Origin of the sequence: Sphingobium tyrosinilyticum (assembly GCF_042654265.1) — a bacterium.
Lineage (GTDB): Bacteria > Pseudomonadota > Alphaproteobacteria > Sphingomonadales > Sphingomonadaceae > Sphingobium > Sphingobium tyrosinilyticum.
Genome location: NZ_JBHSFZ010000001.1, coordinates 14,689 through 32,107, shown reverse-complemented (window position 1 = coordinate 32,107; position 17,419 = coordinate 14,689). Strand labels below are relative to the sequence as shown.

Below are 17,419 nucleotides of genomic sequence, written 5' to 3'. Positions count from 1 at the left end.
CTTTTCCCAAAAGAAAGGGGGGCCTCGACAGGCTCCGTCCGAGCGGAGAAAGAGTTCCTACTCGCTAAATGCCTTGGGCGCCGCCGCCACGACCGTATAGGTCCCAGCGCCAACCTCCGACACCTCCAGCGCCCGTTCGGCCACGCCACTGCGCCCGAACCGGAACGCGCCGTCGATCCCCGAGAAGCCGCCCGGATCGCGCAGCCTCGCCGCCGGGAACGTCGTGCCAGGCTTCCAATCGCGTGCGATTCGCACTGTCAGCAGCACCGCGTCATAGCCAAGCGCCGACAGTCGGAAAGGCGAGCTGCCGTAGCGCGCGCGATATTTGCCCGCGAGTTGGCCATAGAGCCCGTCCGACACGCTGGCGAACCACGCGCCGCGCAGCACCGGGCTCGCCGCGAGGCTATTGTCGGTATTCCATAGTTCTGTTCCCAACAGCCGCGCACCCGCACCGCCATTTTTCCGCACGATCGGCGCGATCTGCAACGCTACGCGGCCGCTATCCGCGATCAGTAGCGCGTCATAGCTGGACGATGCCTGCAGCTTCTTCACCGCCGCCGTTATCGACGCCGCCGACCTGTCGAAGGTCTGCATCGACACCACCGTGCCGCCCGTCTGCTCCACCGCGCGCAGCAGCGCCGTGCCGGACCGCTCGCCATAGACGCCCTTGGGCACCAGGGCGCCGAATTTCGACAGACCCTTTCCCCGCGCGAACTCCACGACCCGCTCGATCGACTGGTTGGGATTGTAGCCCATGATATAAACGCCGTTCCCGGCGACGCTCACATCATTGGAAAAGCTGATCACCGGCACATTCGCGCGCGATGCGATAGGGCCGATGATCCGCGCATCCTCCGCCAGAAGTGGACCCAGGATCAAACGATTGCCCTCGGCCAGCGCCTTGTTGACCGCAGCCGCCGCGCCGAGCCCTGTGTCATAGGTGGTGATGCGCACCCGGTCCGCCCTGGTGTCCAGCAGCGCCAGCGTCGTCGCATTTGCGATCGATTGGCCGACGCCTGCATTGGGCCCGCTTAGCGGCACCAGCAGCGCGACGCGATGCCGCATCGAGTCGGTGGGCAGCCCTTGGGTTACGTCGGGGCTGCTGGGCACAGGTTCGCCGGGTGCCGGTCTGGGGCCGCGCGGCACGACCGTTTGACAGGCTGCGGCCAGCAACGCGGTCGCCGCGAACAAAATGCGTGCACCGCGTTTCAGGGCCGCGAACATGTCCGCTTGCCGGAGGGCATCCGTCTCTGTCATCTGGCGTCCTTATGGAAACTCAATCTTCTGGGCTGGAACCCGGGCTTTACATCGTTGCGGGGCCGATCGGCAACCTTGGAGACCTTAGCCCTCGCGCGGCGGAAGTCCTGCGCCTTGCCGATGTGGTTGCCGTGGAAGATACACGGGTCAGCGCACGTCTGTTGCGCCACGCGGGCTCGGATCGACCGATGGTCCCCTATCACGACCATAGCGCGGAAGGGGTCCGCCTGCGCCTGATCGAGCGGATGGCGAGCGAATCGGTCGCGCTTCTCTCCGACGCCGGAACGCCGCTCATATCAGATCCGGGCTACAAGCTGGTCCGTGACGCCCGCGCCGCCGGGCGCAGGATCATAACGCTTCCCGGCCCCAGCGCCGCCATCGCCGCGCTCACGCTTTCAGGTCTTCCCACCGACCGCTTCCTCTTCATGGGCTTCCCGCCTGCCAAGCAGAAGGCGCGCGCCGACACCTTCGCCGAAGTCGCCGCCCTGCGCGCAACGCTCATCTTCTACGAAAGCGGCCCGCGCCTTTCCGAAAGCCTTGCCGCCATGGCTGAAGGGTTGGGCGATCGCGAAGCCGCCGTATCGCGAGAGATCAGCAAGGCGTTCGAGGAAACGCAGACCGGAACCCTGTCGGAACTCTCCGCCCGCTATGCCGACGCACCCCCCAAAGGTGAGATCGTCGTCATAGTCGGCCCGCCCGGCGAAGCGCCCCAGGCCAGCGCCGAAGACGCCGACGCTGCCCTAATCGAAGCCATGGAGCGCCTGCCCGTCTCCAAGGCCGCCGGCGAAGTTGCGAAGAAGCTCGGCCTCGACCGCCGCGCCCTTTACACCCGCGCCATGGAGCTCAAGGGGTGAAGCGTCAGCAGGCGGAAAAGCGCGGACGCCAAGCGGAGCGCCTTGCGGGCTGGTGGCTGCGGCTCAAGGGCTGGCAGATCGTCGGCCGCCGCCTGCGCACGCCTGCGGGCGAAGTGGACCTCGTCGCCCGGCGCGGCTCCATGCTCGCCTTCGTGGAGGTCAAGGCCCGCGCGACCGGCACCGATCTCGACCTCGCCATCGACGAACGCCGCCTTTCGCGCGTCGCCGCGGCGGCCGAAATGCTCTTCTATGACCTTGCCAAGCCCGGTGACGACATGCGGATCGACGTGATCCTCCTTGCACCGGGCCGCCCGCCGCGCCATCTGGCGAATGTCTGGCATGGGGGGTAACTCAAACCTCCGTTCGCCCTGAGCGGACCCTGAGCTTGTCGAAGGGTCGTATCGACGGGTGAGTGCATGGCAGTGCTTCGATACTGGACTTCGACAGGCTCGGTCCTACTCAGCACGAACGGATTTGGAAGGAAGCGTATCGGATGACCCAACTCAACCCTCTGACCGTGGCCGTGCAGATGGACCCGATGGAAGGGATCAACATCAAGGGCGATTCGACCTTCCACATCATGCTGGCGGGGCAGGCGAGGGGGCATCGGCTCTACCATTATCTCGCGCCCGACCTTACCTATCGCGACGGCCGCGTGCTGGCGAAGGCGCGGCCGGTGAAGGTGCAGAAGGTGGAGGGCGACCATTTCGCCTTCGGGGAAACCGAACTGCTCGACCTTGGTCGCGACGTCGATGTCGTGCTGATGCGCCAGGACCCGCCCTTCGACCTCAGCTATATTACCGCCACCCATCTGCTCGAACGAGTGCAGGCCGAAACGCTGGTGGTGAATGACCCCGGCTCAGTCCGCAACGCGCCCGAAAAGCTGTTCGTTCTAGACTATGCGCGCTTCATGCCGCCCACCATGATCACCCGCGACCTTGCCGAGGTGAAAAGCTTCCTTGCCGAACATGGCGAAGTCGTCGTGAAGCCGCTTTATGGCAACGCAGGCAACGCCGTCTTCCATGTCGGCCAGTCCGGCGCGAACCTCTCCGCGCTGGTGGAACTGTTCAACGCGTCATGGGTCGAACCTTTCATGGTCCAGGCCTTCATTCCCGGCGTCGCGCAGGGCGACAAGCGCATCGTCCTTGTCGATGGCGAAATCGCGGGCGCGATCAACCGTATCCCCGGCGCGGGTGAGATTCGATCGAACTTGGCAGTCGGCGGGTCGGCGGCGAAGACCGAACTCACGGATCGCGAACTGGAAATCTGCGCCGCCATGGGCCCGGAACTCAAGCGCCGCGGCCTGCTGTTCGTAGGCATCGACGTGATCGGCGGTGAATGGCTGACGGAGATCAACGTGACTTCGCCCACCGGCATCGTCTCGATCGACGCCTTCAATGGCACCGACACGGGCGGCATGATCTGGGATGCGATCGACGCCCGCCTCGCTGCACGAGCGGCCGCTTGAACGGTCACCGTCATCTCAGCGTAGGCTGGTATTTCGTGTCTCAAGCTGTGTCCGCAGGAGATTCCAGTTACCGCTGGAATGACGGGAAGTGACAGACTGGGTCCTGCGCCTGATCGATGCGGGCGGCTATTGGGGCATCTTCGCCCTGATGGTCATCGAAAATGTCTTCCCGCCCATTCCGTCCGAACTCATCATGGGTATCGGCGGCATCCGGGTAGGGCAGGGCCGCATGGCGATGGAATGGCTGCTGCTTGTCGGCACGCTGGGCACGACCGTGGGCAACTATTTCTGGTATCTGGTCGGACATATACTGGGCTTTGCGCGCCTGAAGCCCCTGGTCGATCGCTATGGCCGCTGGGCGACGCTGGAATGGAGGGATGTGGAGGCCCTCGACCATATATTCGGCAAATATGGTCAGGTGGTCGTCTTCGTTTTCCGCTTCCTGCCCGCTTTCCGCACCATGATCTCGCTGCCCGCAGGCTTGTTCCGGATGGGACATTTCAAATTCCTCGCCTGGACCGCCGGTGGCGCGCTGATCTGGAATATCATCCTTGCCTATGCCGGCTATATTCTCGGCCAGAATTTTCGGGACATCGACAAATATGTAGGGCCAGTCGCCACAGCCTGCGTCGTGGGTGCGGTTATCTTCTATCTCTGGCGTCTCTTCACCTGGAAGCCGCGCGGCTAGCATCCTGCGCCCTATTCTGGCTGAACTTGTGGAAGCCCCCTACCTTTTCTTCAAGATAGGGAAGCCTTTCGACAGTCAACCGAGACCAGTGGCCTTGAACAGGGCGAAGGGACGTATGAGTGATCCTGATTTAGCATGATACTCTAAGCCCGCGGATGCGCGTTGCGATACACATCCAGCAGATGCGCCGCATCCACCTGCGTATAGATCTGCGTCGATGACAGGCTGGCATGGCCCAGCAATTCCTGCAGTGATCGCAGGTCCGCCCCGCGCCCCAGCAGATGCGTCGCGAAACTGTGCCGGAGCGCATGCGGCGTGGTCCGCTCCGAAAGCCCCAGCCGTCCCCGCGCGCCTTGCACCGCTCGGCGCAGGATGGCCGCCGACAGCGGGCCGCCCCGCGTGCCCCTGAACAACGGAGCCGCCCGCTCCATCGGCCAGGGACAGGTCGCTACATAGGTTTCGATCGCGCTTCGCACCTGGGGCAGCAGAGGCACGATGCGCGCCTTCCCCCGCTTGCCGGTAACGTGCAAGGTTTCACCCAGCGGCAGTACATCGCCCAGCAGCCCCATCGCCTCGCCGATTCGCAGTCCGGCGCCATAGAGGAGCAGCAGCACCGCCCAGTCGCGCGCGCCGATCCATTTTTCCCGCGCCGTCTCGGCAATATCCTCCGCCAGCGCTACGGCCTCGTCAGGTGACACGGGCCGGGGCAATCCGCGTTTCACCTTCGGTCCCTTCAGCAGCGGCACCCGCGCCTCCTCGCCGCCCGTGAACTTCAGGAAGCCACGCACCGCCGATAATTCGCGCGCTGCGGACACATTGCCGATGCCGTCCATCCGCCGCGCCGTCAGGAAAGCGCGCAGATCCGCCTGATCGATCTTCCCCAGCAACTCCGTCGTAATCGCTTCCCCGCGATGCTCCCCCAGAAAAGCGATCAACCGCTCGGCCGTTGCCACATAGGCGCGCACCGTATGGGTCGAGCGCCTCCGATCCAACGCCAGATGACAGCGCCATGTTTCCACAAGATCATTCAATGTTCGGCTCTCCACCTCCGTTCGTGTCGAGCGAAGTCAAGACACGGTAAGCCCATGCTTCTCGACTTCGCTCGAAGCGAACGGCGGGATGACAGTAAGGCAGGCGCGTCCCAAACGGAATCCCCTCATCCCGACGCCCTTGAAAATCCCCCCGAAATGGGCACATGGGACGCATGGCCACCGCTCATGACCCCGATATGCCGACCGGCGCGCTTCGGCAGATTTCGCCGCGCGTGGGCCGTGTGCTCGCGCCCAACCCGTCGCACTTCACTTATACGGGGACGCAGACCTATCTTGTGGGCACCACGGACCTGGCGGTGATCGATCCGGGCCCCGATGACGCGGAGCATATCGCCGCCCTGTTGTCCGCCATAGATGGCCGCCCGGTCCGCGCGATCCTGTGCACTCACACGCATCGCGACCACAGCCCGGCCGCCCGGCCGCTGGCCGACCTGACCGGCGCCCCGATCATCGGCTGTGCGCCGCTGACGCTGGAAGATGATGGTCCCCGCGCCGACGCCGCGTTCGACGCCACCTACCAGCCCGACCGCATCCTGGGCGATGGCGAACAGGTGGCGGGAGAGGGCTGGACGCTCGAAGCCGTCGCGACGCCGGGCCACACCTCCAACCATCTCTGCTTCGCCTTGGTGGAGGAGGGCGCGCTGCTCACCGGCGATCATGTCATGGGCTGGTCGACCAGCGTCATCTCGCCGCCCGATGGTGACATGGCCGATTATATGCGTTCGATGCAGCGCCTGCTCGACCGGGAAGATGCCGTCTATTATCCCGCCCATGGCGATGCCGTGGATAATCCCCGGCGGCTGGTGCGCGGCATGATGGGGCACCGCAAGCAGCGCGAGGGACAGATAGTGCGCTTCCTGGAGCGCAACGGCGCCTCGCACATACCCGACATGGTGGCGGAGATGTACAAGGGCGTCGATCCGCGGCTTCACCCCGCCGCGGGGCGCTCTGTCCTCGCCCATTTGATCGACCTCGATGGGCGGGGTATCGCCGCCGCCATCGGGGATGGCAGGTGGCAGCTGCGCTGAACGAGGATCAACAGATGCTGGCCAATTGGCGCAACGCCCGCTAGGGGCGCGCTGCAATGGGCCGTGAGGAGTAGGGATATGAACGCCATCACCGGAATCCCGCAGGGGATCGACCTGCGCGCGGAGATCGACCGGCTGCGTAAGGAACGCAACGCCGTCATCCTCGGTCACTATTATCAGAAGCCTGAAATTCAGGACCTGTCCGATTTCGTTGGCGACTCCTTGGAACTGTCGCGCAAGGCAGCGGAAACCAACGCGGATGTCATCGCCTTCTGCGGCGTGCGCTTCATGGCGGAAACCGCAAAGATTCTTTCTCCCGAAAAGATCGTCGTCCTGCCCGATATGGACGCTGGCTGTTCACTGGAGGACAGCTGCCCGCCCGCGCAGTTTAAGGCGTTTCGCGAGGCGCATCCCGATCACATTGCCTTGAGCTACATCAACTGCTCGGCGGAGGTGAAGGCGCTCTCCGACATCATCGTAACCTCCTCGTCGGCGGAAACGATCCTGAGCCAGATCCCCAAGGACCAGAAGATCATCTTCGGCCCGGACAAGCATCTCGGCGGCTATCTCATGCGTAAGTTCGACCGGGACATGCTGCTCTGGCCCGGCGTCTGCATCGTCCATGAGGCGTTCAGCGAGACTGAGCTGCTGAAGCTCAAGGCGCAGCATCCCGACGCGCCGGTCGCCGCGCACCCGGAATGCCCGCCCTACATCGTCGACCATGCCGATTATGTCGGCTCGACCAGCGGCATCCTGCAATATGCCAAGACGATGACCGGCGACACGTTGATCGTCGCCACCGAACCGCACATCATCCACCAGATGGAGAAGGCGGTTCCCGAAAAGACCTTCATTGGTGCGCCGGGCGCGGACGGCAACTGCAACTGCAATGTCTGTCCCTATATGGCGCTCAACACGATGGAGAAGCTCTACCTGGCGCTGCGCGACCTACAGCCGCGCATCGAAATGGATGAGCAACTCCGCCTCGCCGCCAAGAAAAGCCTCGACCGCATGCTTGAAATGGCGAGCGGTACGATAGGGAAAGGCGACGTCGGCAACCGCTGATCGGGCGGAAGGGCGGGGTCAGCCCCCGCCCGTCTCCGCCACCATCTCGCGCACCACTTCTTCCAGCTGATCCAGCCCGGAATTCGTCCCAGCCTCGAACCCCTGACCCAGATAATCGTCCCGCATCGCCTTGCTTTCAAAGACGGTATGATGCGTCAGCAGCGTGCGCCCTTCAGCATCCTCGGCCAAGCTGACCGTCGTCACCATCACCGGCGATCCGGGCGCCTCGAAGCTGTTGTCGTAGCGGATGCGCTGGTTGGGCACGATCTCCAGATAGGTCCCGCCAAAGGGCGGCCCCAATTCGCCCTTGTCGCTCGTCATCTGGAACCGGAAGTGCCCGCGCACCCGGAAATCCATCTCGCATGTGCTGAGCGGCCAGCCGACCGGACCGAACCAGCGTTTTACATGCACCGGATCGGCATGAGCCGCGAAGACCAGATGGGCAGGGGCATCGATCAGGCGGGTGATGGTAATTTCGCGGATAGATTCGGGTTCCTCGCTCATGCCGGGTCTCCGCTGATCGTCCGGACTTAGCCTCGACCCACTCAGAGGGACTGTCAACCGCCCGGCGACTGTGCCACATCGCTCGGCCATGCGCGCTGATTCTCCTGTCTTTTCACTCCCCGGCTTCGACCTCGACGCCTTCATCGCCTCCACCCTGGCCGAGGATCTCGGTCCCGACGGCCGCGACGTCACCAGCGAAGCGGTGATTCCCGCCGACGCGATCTTTGACGGGGTGATGGACAGCCGCGACGCGGTGACGCTCGCCGGGCTGCCTATCGCCGCCGCCTTTTTCCGCGCGCTCGACCCGCAGGTGGAGATCGAGCTGCTGAAAGAGGATGGCGACAGCGTCGCTGCCGGCACCGACATCATGCGCATCCGGGGCAAGGCCCGTGCGATGCTTACGGCCGAGCGGTCGGCACTCAACACCGTCCAGCACCTTACGGGCATCGCCACCATGACTCGCGCCTATGTCGATGCCATCCTCGGCACCGGCGCCACGCTGCTCGACACGCGCAAGACCATCCCGGGCCTGCGCATGCTTGAGAAATATGCGACTCGGCAAGGCGGCGCGACCAATCACCGCATGGGCCTGTGGGACGCGGCGATGATCAAGGACAATCATGTCGCCGTCGCCGGATCGGTCGAGGAAGCGGTCCGCCGCGCCGCCGCCGCCGGGATCGAGAGGATCATCGTCGAAGTCGATCGCATCGACCAGATCGAACCGGCGCTTGCCGCCGGAGCTACGCACCTCCTGCTCGATAATATGGACGCGCCCACCCTGCGCGGTGCGGTCACCCTTGTGGGCGGCCGCGTGCCGACCGAAGCATCGGGCGGCGTCACGCTCCAGACCATCCGCGCCAAGGCGGAAACCGGCGTCACCTATATCAGCGTTGGCCGCCTCACCCAGTCCGCGCCCGCCGCCGACATCGGCCTGGACTTCGCCTTTGCATAAAGCCCTTGCGGCAGTCCTGCTGCTGGCCGCGCCCGGCACCGCCCTGGCGCAGGCGGCCGGGTGCAGCCTGCCCGCGCAGATCCCGCGCCCGCGCCTGGAACTGCCCGACAATGGCGAACCGCGCCGTCTCCTTCCCATCGGCGGCTATACGCTGGCGCTTAGCTGGTCGCCCCAATATTGCGCTACCGCCCGGGGGAGCAGCAGCGTCTTCCAATGCGGCGGCCGCAACGGCCGGTTCGGCTTTGTCCTGCATGGTTTGTGGCCCGAAGGGGTCGGGAAGGACTGGCCGCAATACTGCCGCGCCACCGATCTGCTCTCGCGCCAGGTGATCCGCCAGAATCTCTGCACGACGCCCTCCGCCCAGCTGCTCCAGCATGAATGGGCCAAGCATGGGAGCTGCATGACAACCAAGCCGGACCTGTATTTCAACCTAGCCCGCGCCCTTTACGACTCGATCCGCTATCCCGATATGAACGCGCTCGCGCGCCGCGACACGCTGACCGCAGGACAGTTCGCCGCCGCCTTCGCCCATGCGAACCCCGCTCTCAAACCGGAGATGATGCTGGTCCGAACCACGCGCGGAAATCTAAGCGAGCTCTGGCTGTGCATGGACCGCACGATGGAATTCGCCCGCTGCCCCGCCCGGCAGCGCGGCGTGAAAGCCAGCAGCCGCCTGCGGATCGAGCCCGGTCCGGCCTTTGCCCGCTTGCAACGGCCTATGCCAATTCCGGCCCGCCGCCCCGCGCTGATCCTGAACCTCGATCCCAACGCGCAAGCACCGGCAAATTAGTCTCTAACCCTCGATCGTGACGGTCGATGGATGATGCTTGTCCAGATGCCTCCGAATGATGCGCAGATTCTTCGTATTGGACTTGAAAAGGAAGTCAAACACATCGCCTGCAAGGGGGATCGCCCCCACCAGCGTGTCGAACCCGACATTCGCGGCCATGCGCGCCAATTGCCATTTCGGCATGCCCAGATTGCGTGCTTCCCAAACGATCCACGCGCCCATCGCGGCGGTCGCCAAATCGCCCACCACCGGGATCAGCCCGACCAGGCTGTCCAGCCCCACGCGCCGGTTGGTGCCGGGGATGACGAACAGCCCCTCCAGCATCGCCTCCATCGCCTCTATCCGCCGCCGGATCGAGGCGGGATCACGGCTAAAGCCCGGCATATCACGTACCATGCGATCGAACTGGTCTTGCGAAAACGCCATTCTGCTCCTCCAATGGAGCCTAGTTGGTGCTGCGCAACAGATGGTTCAATGGGTGCCGGGCGCGGGGAGAGGCCATGAATCCGTTCAGGCGCCGGGTCACAAGTGACCAGCGCACAGGCGTGCCCAGCGCGATATAGCCATTATGCGCCTGCATCAGCGCCTCGGCCTGGGCTATCCGCGCCATCCGTTCGGGCAGGCTGCTGGCCAGGCTCGCGGCCTGCAACTGGGTATCGGCCTCAGCTGAACAATGAACCTTCCGCGCACAGCCGATCCGCCCCAGATACCAAAGTGCGCTGTCATAGGCAGCAACCTCGTCGATCAGGCGGAGATCGGCCTCACCCTTCTTCGCCACCCGCTCGACTTGCAGGCCGATCCTGCGCAAATCATGCCGGATCAGGCCGAACAATGCCGTTGCGCCTGGGCCCTCGGGCAGGGCGACACGCAACACAGGCGGATCGCCATTGTCGCTGCGCCACCGCGCCACCGCTGCGGCCGCCTGCGCCAGCCGTTCGTCCATCCTCCTATCCGACCAGTCAGGTTGCGTGGGCGGCCCCGGCAGGTCGAGCTGGCTGGGCACGATCTGTTCGGTGATCGCCCAGCCGCCTAGCGGGAACAACACCGGCAACTGAGTGCGGTCGATGGCCATGTTGATCGCGCGCCGCACACCATCATCGTCCAGCAACTTACCTTTGCCCGTAACCGCCAGCCCGAGCAGCCCCTGTACGGGATCGATCCGCACCGCATCACGATCGACCCCTGCCGGCACCAGCAGCGGCAGGTCGGCAAAGCGGCCGCCGAGCACCATGGCGGCCTTGCCCTCACGGAAGCGGATGATCGCCAGCGCAGCCCTCTCCGCCCGCAAGATACGTGTTTCCCCAGGCTGCGCCGGCGGCTCATCCTCGCCACTGCCAACCCGGTCCACAGGGCTGAGAATGAGCGCCTTTCCCCAGCGTTCGCGACGGTACGGACCTGTCCCGCCTTCGCGTGATAGCAGCGCCATTTGCGGCTGCGCCAGCATCTGCAACAGATATGGGCGGGGGGCGGCCAGCCGAATTTCTATCACTTCCCCGGTCATCGGCACCACGGCCTCCACTGCATCGAGCGGCCCTTCCGGATCCAACCGCCGCACCGATTCAATCCGGGCCATCAAGGGCCGTGAAACATCGACCGCCGTAACCTTTTCTCCATCCGGCCAATTGGCGCGGCGCAGCCGAAAGATGTAGCTGCGCCCCTCATCCTCGACGATCCAGCGCTGCGCCAGGGCGGGTAAAATTTCGCCGGCTGCGTCGAACGCCACCAATCCCTGAGCCGTCGCCTCCAGGATCAGCTTGGCGCCAGGATCCGGCAGATTCTCCAGCGGTTTGTCGAGATCGGCTGGCGATCCTATGACGCTGACCGCCACTGGTCCGCTTGCCTCCTGCGAGCAGCCTGCAAGAAGCGCCGCGCCGCCCAATAGGACGGCAATCGGTCGGAGCAGGATGGCGGCCACGGTCATGCGTGCAACAGGCTTAGAGTTTGTCTCGCCGGAGTTGAAGCATTTCTGCACCTATATTCATCGTCCTGCGATTGTTGAGTCAGCCGGGGGCGCGCAGCACGACCTGTCCCATCCCGGAACAGCATTTTGTTAACCATGACTTCGCATTGGACGCGCGGCCGCTCGCGCCTATGACTTTCGATATGCGCATCTTATCCACCACACTGCTCGTCTTCGCGGCCGCCGGAGCGGCCGCCTTGGCACAAGGCACGCCCACGCCCTTCACCTTAGCCGAAGGCGGGCGGAGCTATGCCTCGCTCAAGGATGCGGTTGCGGCGATTGGCGATGGCAAGGGCACGGTGCTGATCGCACCCGGCTCCTACGCCCAATGTGCTGTGCAGGAAGCAGGAGAGGTCGCGTTCCAGGCCCAGACGCCGGGCAGCGTCATCCTGGACGGCATGCCGTGCGAGGGAAAGGCCGCGCTGGTGCTGCGTGGCCGATCAAGCAGTGTCGATGGCATCATCTTCCAGAATTTGCGCGTGCCCGACGGCAATGGCGCAGGCATCCGCCTGGAAAGCGGCAACCTGACCGTGACCAACAGCCTCTTCCGCAACAGCGAAGAAGGAATATTGAGCGGGGATGCGCCGGGTAACAGCGTCGCCATCGATAAATCGACCTTTCGCCATCTGGGCCGCTGTGACCGTGACCTGGATTGCGCTCATGGCATCTATATCGGTCGTTATGGCAAGCTCACCGTTACGCGCTCACGCTTTGATCAGGGCGATGGCGGCCATTATCTGAAAACACGCACGCCGCGCGTCACGATCAACGACAACAGCTTCGACGATAGCGGTGGTCGCCTCACCAACTACATGATCGATCTGTCCAATGGCGCCAGCGGTGAAATTAGCCGCAATGAGATGGTGCAGGGCCGGAACAAGGATAATTACAGCGCTTTCATCACTGTCGCGCCCGAAGGGCGGGAGCATGACAGCGGCGGCTTGTCCATCGCAGGCAACAGCGCATCTTTCGTGCCGGGCCTGCAGCGCAGCAGCAGCTTCGTTGCCAATTTCACGGATGACGCGGTGAAAATCGGGGCGAATCGCCTGGCGAACGGCATCAAGCAGACTGACCGCCGCTAACGGCCCTCAGCTTGCACAAGGCGTTCCGCCGGTCGATAACGGTGCGATGCGCAGCACTTATGATTCCGCAACCGTACGCCTCTATCACCTGAGCGACTCCGAAGAAGGAGGGGCCGCGACGACCCTCTTTTACGGCCCGTTAAGCCAAGCTGTGCTTATCGCCGGACAACAGCCGCAGGATGTCCAGGACGGGCTGTTCATCGCCACCGAAAATGATGTGGTTGCCTGGCTTGATTTGCGGGAGGCCGAATAGCTGCCTCCGTGCTGAGGAGGGGATGTGCGGAAATTGGAAGGCTTTTTCGAGGTCAGTTATGACAGCAGCCGCAAGCTGATCAGAATCATCACCTATGGCTTCTGGAATCTCGACGTCGTCGAGCATTTCGCGCAGGCGATTGCCGACGTGGTGAGGGTCGCGGCAGATGGTTGCGACACGCTGCTCAACACCTGCCGCACAGAAATACATACGTTGGAGGTCAGCGAGGCGCTTGGCCGCATATCTTATGCGAACAGAGACGCGAAGCCTGGCCGGATAGCGATCGTTTCGCCGTCCATGCTTCTGCGGATGCAGACGAAGCGGTTGCAGCAGGCGGATGGCGACTATGGCTATTTCGATACCGAACAGGCTGCCCTGGAGTGGCTCGCTGCGGCATAGAAGCTCCGCCTCTGTGTTCCAGCTTTTCCGCGCCCGCCCGGCCCTATAAGGTCGCGAAACGTGGCCTTGGCAGGAGAAGCGCCCATGTCTTACACCCTCATCACCGCCAATCGGAATTATTCGAGCTGGTCGCTTCGCCCATGGGTTCTGATGAAGGCTCTCGGCATTCCGTTCTCGGATCGGCTCGAGCCATTCGTGCATAGCGTGAATTATGCCGCCTTCCGCGCCTTCTCTCCTACAGGGCAGGTTCCTGTGCTGATTGACGGTGATCGGACCGCTTGGGACTCGCTGGGCATCACGCTCTACCTTGCCGATCGCCATCCTGGGGTTTGGCCGCAGGAGGAGGGCGCACGTGCTTTCGCTCAATGTGCCGTTGCCGAGATGCACAGCGGTTTTTCAACCTTGCGCAATGAGTGCCCGATGAATGTCGGGGTGCGCGTTGAACGGGACTTGCCCTCGCCGCACCTCAACCGGGACATTGCGCGGCTGGCGGAACTGTGGGGCGATGGCCTGAAGCGATTCGGCGGACCATTTCTTGCGGGCCCGGCCTTTACAGCGGCTGATGCCTTTTATGCGCCGGTCGCCTTTCGGGTGCGGACCTATGATCTTGATGTTGGGCCCGTCGCGCGGAAATGGGTCGATCAGATGATCGCTCATCCCGCGATACAGGAGTGGGAGGCTGCTGCATTGGCAGAGACGTGGCGCGAAGAGAGCCATGAGGCGGAGGTTGGCGCTGCTGGACGCATCATCCAGGACGATCGCGCATCCTGACGCTGCTCTCCCAGGGGCGCTACTGCCGGAAACAGGAAATATTGGCTCCATTCCCCCTTTCGCCGGACCCGGTCTGGGTCTAGGGGGAATTTGTTATGGTCAAGCCCCGCACGCTGTACGAGAAAATCTGGGACGCGCATGTTGTTGAGCGCCGCCCTGATGGAACCTGCCTCATCTATATTGATCGCCACCTCGTCCATGAGGTGACGAGCCCCCAGGCTTTCGAGGGTCTTCGGATCGCCGGCCGCCCCGTGCGCCGCCCTGAACTGACGCTCGCTGTACCGGATCATAATCTGCCGACTACGCCTCGCCGCGACGCGCAGGGCAATCGCATCCCGATCGCCGATCCCGAAAGCGCGCAGCAACTCGCCGCGCTGGAGCGGAACGCGCCGGAATTTGGCGTGCGTCTGATCGGTGATGCCGACCTGGAGCAGGGGATCGTCCATGTCGTCGGGCCGGAGCAGGGCTTCACCCTGCCAGGCACGACGCTGGTCTGTGGTGACAGTCACACCAGCTCGCACGGGGCATTGGGCGCATTGGCCTTCGGTATCGGCACGTCCGAAGTCGAACATGTGCTCGCCACCCAGACGCTGCTGCTGAAGCAGTCGAAGACCATGGAAGTCGTCGTGGAGGGCGAACTGGGCTTTGGCGTTACGCCTAAGGATGTCGCGCTGGCGATCTGCGGCCGGATCGGCACCGCGGGCGGCACCGGCTATGTCATGGAATATCGCGGGTCGGTATTCCGCGACATGTCGATCGAGGGCCGCCTGACTGTCGCCAACATGTCCATTGAAGCGGGTGCCCGTTCCGGTTTGTTTGCGCCGGATGAGAAAACTTTCGCCTATCTGCGTGGACGGCCCATGGCGCCCAAGGGCGCGGAATGGGATGCGGCGGTCGCCTACTGGAAGACACTGCACACCGACGAAGGCGCCCAGTTCGACAAGACGATCGTCATCGACGCGGCGGACATCGTGCCCAATGTGACCTGGGGCACCAGCCCTGAGGATGTCGTGCCGGTCACGGGCGTCGTGCCGAGTCCGGAAAGCTTTGCCGATCCTTCTAAACGGGCCGCCGCGCAAAAGTCGCTCGACTATATGGGCCTGTCTGCAGGGCAGCGTATGGAGGATGTGGCAGTCGAACATATCTTCATCGGGAGCTGCACCAACAGCCGTATCGAAGATTTGCGCGCCGCTGCTGCGCTGCTGAAGGGCCGTCACATCGCTGACGGTATCAAGCAGGCGCTCGTCGTGCCTGGATCAGGTCTCGTCAAGCAGCAGGCCGAAGCCGAGGGACTCGACAGCATCTTCAAGGATGCCGGGTTTGAATGGCGCGAACCGGGCTGTTCGGCATGCCTCGGTATGAACCCTGACAAGGTGCCTGCGGGCGAGCGTTGTGCTTCCACCAGCAACCGCAATTTCATGGGCCGCCAGGGTCCGGGATCGCGGACCCACCTTGTTTCTCCGGCCATGGCTGCAGCCGCGGCCATTACGGGGCATCTCACCGATGTGCGGGAATTGCTGAACGAAAAACAGGGAGAGGTGGTCGCATGAAGAAGGTGTTCTGGCTGCTGGCGCTGGGCGCGCTGGCCAGTGCCGCAATGGCGGCGACCCTGGGGCGCGCGGAAGATACGCGCCGTCTGGAGAGCAAGCAGGCGAATTGATGGAAAAGCTGACTATCGTTGACGGCCGGGCCTATCCGTTCGGGATGAAGAATGTCGATACGGACATCGTTATCCCTGCCCATTGGCTGAAGACCATTTCCCGGGCAGGCTTGGGCAAGGGGGCCTTTGAGGTGCTGCGCAAGGAGCCGGGCAATGTCTTCGACGATCCGGAATATGCCGGTAGCCCGATCCTGATCGCAGGCGACAATTTTGGCTGCGGCTCCAGCCGTGAGCATGCGGCCTGGGCCCTTGCTGACCTGGGCATCAAGGTGGTGATCGCGCCGAGTTTTTCGGACATCTTCTCCGGCAATGCGTTCAAGAATGGCATCTTGACGGTCGTCCTGCCGCAGGAAGCGGTCGATCGGCTGATGGAAGTGGCAAAGACCGACCCGATCCATGTCGATCTGGAACAGCAGACCGTCACCACGCAGTTTCAGGACCGTTTCCAGTTCGAGATCGATCCGTTTCGCAAGCACTGTCTGCTTGGCGGGCTCGATGAGATTGGGTTGACGCTGGGACAGGCAGATACGATCAGTCAGTTCGAGGCGAAGGACGCCGGGCTGCGGCCTTGGCTCGTTCCCACCGTTGCGTAACCGTCCCGACCTTCCTATTTCGATTGATAATCCAGCTTCTTTTAACAGGGCACAGGCATGACGACTTTCGACGACCGCGAGAAGGCCTTTGAAAATATGTTTGCCCACGACCAGGAGATGCAGTTCCGCATCCAGGCGCGGCGCAATCGGCTGCTGGGCGAATGGGCCGCTGCCAAAATGGGTCTGACGCCCGAAGAAACCGACGCCTATGCCAAGGCGGTCGTGCAGGCGGATTTTGAGGAAGCGGGCGATGAGGACGTCATCCGCAAGCTCGTGGGTGACATGACCCAGGCTGGCGTTGAGATAGACGAGGCAGGGGTGCGCACCGCTCTGGAAGAGCAGCAGGTGATCGCCCGTCGTCACTTCATTGAAGCTCAGTAAGCAGAACGGACTTTTCTCATGCCGATGGCTGCCGACGAAATTGCAGACATGATCCGGGCGGCTATTCCGGACGCTGAGGTCGAGATTACCGACTTGGCCGGTGATGGCGATCATTATGCGGCGCGCGTGGTGTCGGAAAGCTTCCGGGGCTTGAACCGGGTGGCTCAGCAGCGTGCGGTCTATGCGGCCCTTGGCGGCCGGATGGGCGGGGTGCTTCATGCCTTGCAACTGACCACCGCCGTTCCCAACTAACCGCGTACGATTTTCATGCGCGCCGCGGCTTGCCAGCGGCGCCCTACAGGACTGGACCGACCCATGACCGACGCCGTGCAACAGCGGATCGCCGATATCGTCAACAGCAGTGACGTGGTGCTTTTCATGAAGGGGACGCCTTTATTCCCTCAATGCGGCTTTTCCAGCCGCGCTGTTGCTATCCTGGAGCATCTGGGCGTCGCCTATGAAAGCGTTGATGTTTTGCAGGATCAGTTGGTTCGCCAGGGCATCAAGGCTTTTTCTGACTGGCCGACCATTCCGCAGCTCTATGTGAAGGGCGAATTTGTCGGCGGCAGCGACATCATGATGGAAATGTATGAAGCGGGCGAGCTTCAGCAGTTGATGTCGGACGAGGGCGTCGCTTCGGCCAATTGAGCGCGTTCCGGCTC

At 63.4% G+C, this 17,419-nt stretch carries 22 protein-coding genes; 17 read left to right on the top strand and 5 right to left on the bottom strand.

Annotation, left to right across the window (positions count from 1 at the left end):
- Window positions 1–57: 57 nt before the first annotated feature.
- Complete coding sequence (locus tag ACFO3E_RS00210; RefSeq protein ID WP_066524930.1) at window positions 58–1,257, bottom strand: penicillin-binding protein activator; 1,200 nt, start codon at window positions 1,255–1,257, stop codon at window positions 58–60.
- An 11-nt stretch (window positions 1,258–1,268) separates the two neighbouring features.
- Here ACFO3E_RS00210 and rsmI point away from each other — a divergent pair, with 11 nt between their 5' ends.
- The 4 genes from rsmI (at window position 1,269) to ACFO3E_RS00190 (ending at window position 4,267) form a co-directional block, all read left to right on the top strand.
- Entirely contained in the window at window positions 1,269–2,111 is an 843-nt protein-coding gene (gene rsmI / locus ACFO3E_RS00205; RefSeq protein ID WP_380801671.1) for a 16S rRNA (cytidine(1402)-2'-O)-methyltransferase, read from the top strand.
- Window positions 2,108–2,461 (top strand): YraN family protein, encoded by a 354-nt coding sequence (locus ACFO3E_RS00200; protein ID WP_380801669.1) that lies wholly within the window; start codon window positions 2,108–2,110, stop codon window positions 2,459–2,461. The genes rsmI and ACFO3E_RS00200 overlap by 4 nt, the downstream gene beginning before the upstream one ends.
- A gap of 143 nt (window positions 2,462–2,604) precedes the next feature.
- Complete coding sequence (gshB, locus tag ACFO3E_RS00195; protein WP_066524926.1) at window positions 2,605–3,579, top strand: glutathione synthase; 975 nt, start codon at window positions 2,605–2,607, stop codon at window positions 3,577–3,579.
- Between the two features lie 88 nt (window positions 3,580–3,667).
- Window positions 3,668–4,267 (top strand): DedA family protein, encoded by a 600-nt coding sequence (locus tag ACFO3E_RS00190; protein WP_066524924.1) that lies wholly within the window; start codon window positions 3,668–3,670, stop codon window positions 4,265–4,267.
- 143 nt (window positions 4,268–4,410) lie between these two features.
- Here ACFO3E_RS00190 and ACFO3E_RS00185 read toward each other — a convergent pair whose 3' ends face one another.
- Window positions 4,411–5,298, bottom strand: a complete 888-nt coding sequence (locus tag ACFO3E_RS00185; protein WP_066524922.1) for a tyrosine recombinase XerC — start codon at window positions 5,296–5,298, stop codon at window positions 4,411–4,413.
- 173 nt (window positions 5,299–5,471) lie between these two features.
- Between ACFO3E_RS00185 and ACFO3E_RS00180 the strand changes: the two genes are divergently transcribed.
- The gene (locus ACFO3E_RS00180; protein ID WP_066528713.1) at window positions 5,472–6,347 is read left to right on the top strand and encodes an MBL fold metallo-hydrolase; all 876 of its coding nucleotides are present in this window, start codon (window positions 5,472–5,474) and stop codon (window positions 6,345–6,347) included.
- Between the two features lie 78 nt (window positions 6,348–6,425).
- A complete protein-coding gene (gene nadA / locus ACFO3E_RS00175) occupies window positions 6,426–7,412 on the top strand; it encodes a quinolinate synthase NadA (protein WP_066524920.1) in 987 nt (328 codons plus the stop codon).
- A gap of 18 nt (window positions 7,413–7,430) precedes the next feature.
- Here the strand turns inward: nadA and ACFO3E_RS00170 are convergent, their stop codons facing one another.
- Window positions 7,431–7,916 (bottom strand): SRPBCC domain-containing protein, encoded by a 486-nt coding sequence (locus ACFO3E_RS00170; RefSeq protein ID WP_066524917.1) that lies wholly within the window; start codon window positions 7,914–7,916, stop codon window positions 7,431–7,433.
- An 88-nt stretch (window positions 7,917–8,004) separates the two neighbouring features.
- Here ACFO3E_RS00170 and nadC point away from each other — a divergent pair, with 88 nt between their 5' ends.
- Both nadC and ACFO3E_RS00160 read left to right on the top strand, forming a co-directional pair.
- The gene (gene nadC, locus ACFO3E_RS00165; protein WP_066524915.1) at window positions 8,005–8,868 is read left to right on the top strand and encodes a carboxylating nicotinate-nucleotide diphosphorylase; all 864 of its coding nucleotides are present in this window, start codon (window positions 8,005–8,007) and stop codon (window positions 8,866–8,868) included.
- Entirely contained in the window at window positions 8,861–9,658 is a 798-nt protein-coding gene (locus ACFO3E_RS00160) for a ribonuclease T2 family protein (RefSeq protein WP_066524914.1), read from the top strand. Before nadC ends, ACFO3E_RS00160 begins: the two co-directional genes overlap by 8 nt.
- Window positions 9,659–9,661: 3 nt before the next feature.
- On the opposite strand, the gene ACFO3E_RS00155 is transcribed toward ACFO3E_RS00160, so the two are convergent.
- Both ACFO3E_RS00155 and ACFO3E_RS00150 read right to left on the bottom strand, forming a co-directional pair.
- On the bottom strand, window positions 9,662–10,084 hold the full coding sequence (locus ACFO3E_RS00155) for a DUF4112 domain-containing protein (protein ID WP_066524911.1): 423 nt from the start codon (window positions 10,082–10,084) through the stop codon (window positions 9,662–9,664).
- 19 nt (window positions 10,085–10,103) lie between these two features.
- Window positions 10,104–11,579, bottom strand: coding sequence for an ABC transporter substrate-binding protein (locus ACFO3E_RS00150; protein ID WP_380801665.1), 1,476 nt, complete (start codon window positions 11,577–11,579; stop codon window positions 10,104–10,106).
- A 182-nt stretch (window positions 11,580–11,761) separates the two neighbouring features.
- On the opposite strand from ACFO3E_RS00150, the gene ACFO3E_RS00145 reads away from it, so the two are divergent.
- From ACFO3E_RS00145 to grxD, 9 genes are all read left to right on the top strand, one after another.
- Window positions 11,762–12,700 carry a right-handed parallel beta-helix repeat-containing protein gene (locus ACFO3E_RS00145; protein ID WP_066528712.1) on the top strand — a complete coding sequence of 313 codons (939 nt, stop codon included), beginning with the start codon at window positions 11,762–11,764 and terminating at the stop codon, window positions 12,698–12,700.
- Between the two features lie 46 nt (window positions 12,701–12,746).
- The gene (locus ACFO3E_RS00140) at window positions 12,747–12,953 is read left to right on the top strand and encodes a hypothetical protein (protein WP_066524906.1); all 207 of its coding nucleotides are present in this window, start codon (window positions 12,747–12,749) and stop codon (window positions 12,951–12,953) included.
- Between the two features lie 24 nt (window positions 12,954–12,977).
- The gene (locus tag ACFO3E_RS00135; RefSeq protein ID WP_156518386.1) at window positions 12,978–13,352 is read left to right on the top strand and encodes a hypothetical protein; all 375 of its coding nucleotides are present in this window, start codon (window positions 12,978–12,980) and stop codon (window positions 13,350–13,352) included.
- 84 nt (window positions 13,353–13,436) lie between these two features.
- A complete protein-coding gene (locus ACFO3E_RS00130) occupies window positions 13,437–14,123 on the top strand; it encodes a glutathione S-transferase family protein (protein WP_066528710.1) in 687 nt (228 codons plus the stop codon).
- A 95-nt stretch (window positions 14,124–14,218) separates the two neighbouring features.
- Window positions 14,219–15,673 (top strand): 3-isopropylmalate dehydratase large subunit, encoded by a 1,455-nt coding sequence (gene leuC, locus ACFO3E_RS00125; RefSeq protein ID WP_066524903.1) that lies wholly within the window; start codon window positions 14,219–14,221, stop codon window positions 15,671–15,673.
- Between the two features lie 109 nt (window positions 15,674–15,782).
- Window positions 15,783–16,376: a 3-isopropylmalate dehydratase small subunit gene (gene leuD / locus ACFO3E_RS00120; RefSeq protein WP_066524902.1), complete on the top strand. Its 594-nt coding sequence runs from the start codon at window positions 15,783–15,785 to the stop codon at window positions 16,374–16,376.
- A 57-nt stretch (window positions 16,377–16,433) separates the two neighbouring features.
- Window positions 16,434–16,757, top strand: a complete 324-nt coding sequence (locus tag ACFO3E_RS00115; RefSeq protein ID WP_066524901.1) for a DUF1476 domain-containing protein — start codon at window positions 16,434–16,436, stop codon at window positions 16,755–16,757.
- Between the two features lie 18 nt (window positions 16,758–16,775).
- Window positions 16,776–17,009, top strand: a complete 234-nt coding sequence (locus tag ACFO3E_RS00110; RefSeq protein WP_066524897.1) for a BolA family protein — start codon at window positions 16,776–16,778, stop codon at window positions 17,007–17,009.
- A gap of 63 nt (window positions 17,010–17,072) precedes the next feature.
- Complete coding sequence (grxD, locus tag ACFO3E_RS00105; RefSeq protein ID WP_066524896.1) at window positions 17,073–17,405, top strand: Grx4 family monothiol glutaredoxin; 333 nt, start codon at window positions 17,073–17,075, stop codon at window positions 17,403–17,405.
- Window positions 17,406–17,419 lie beyond the last annotated feature (14 nt).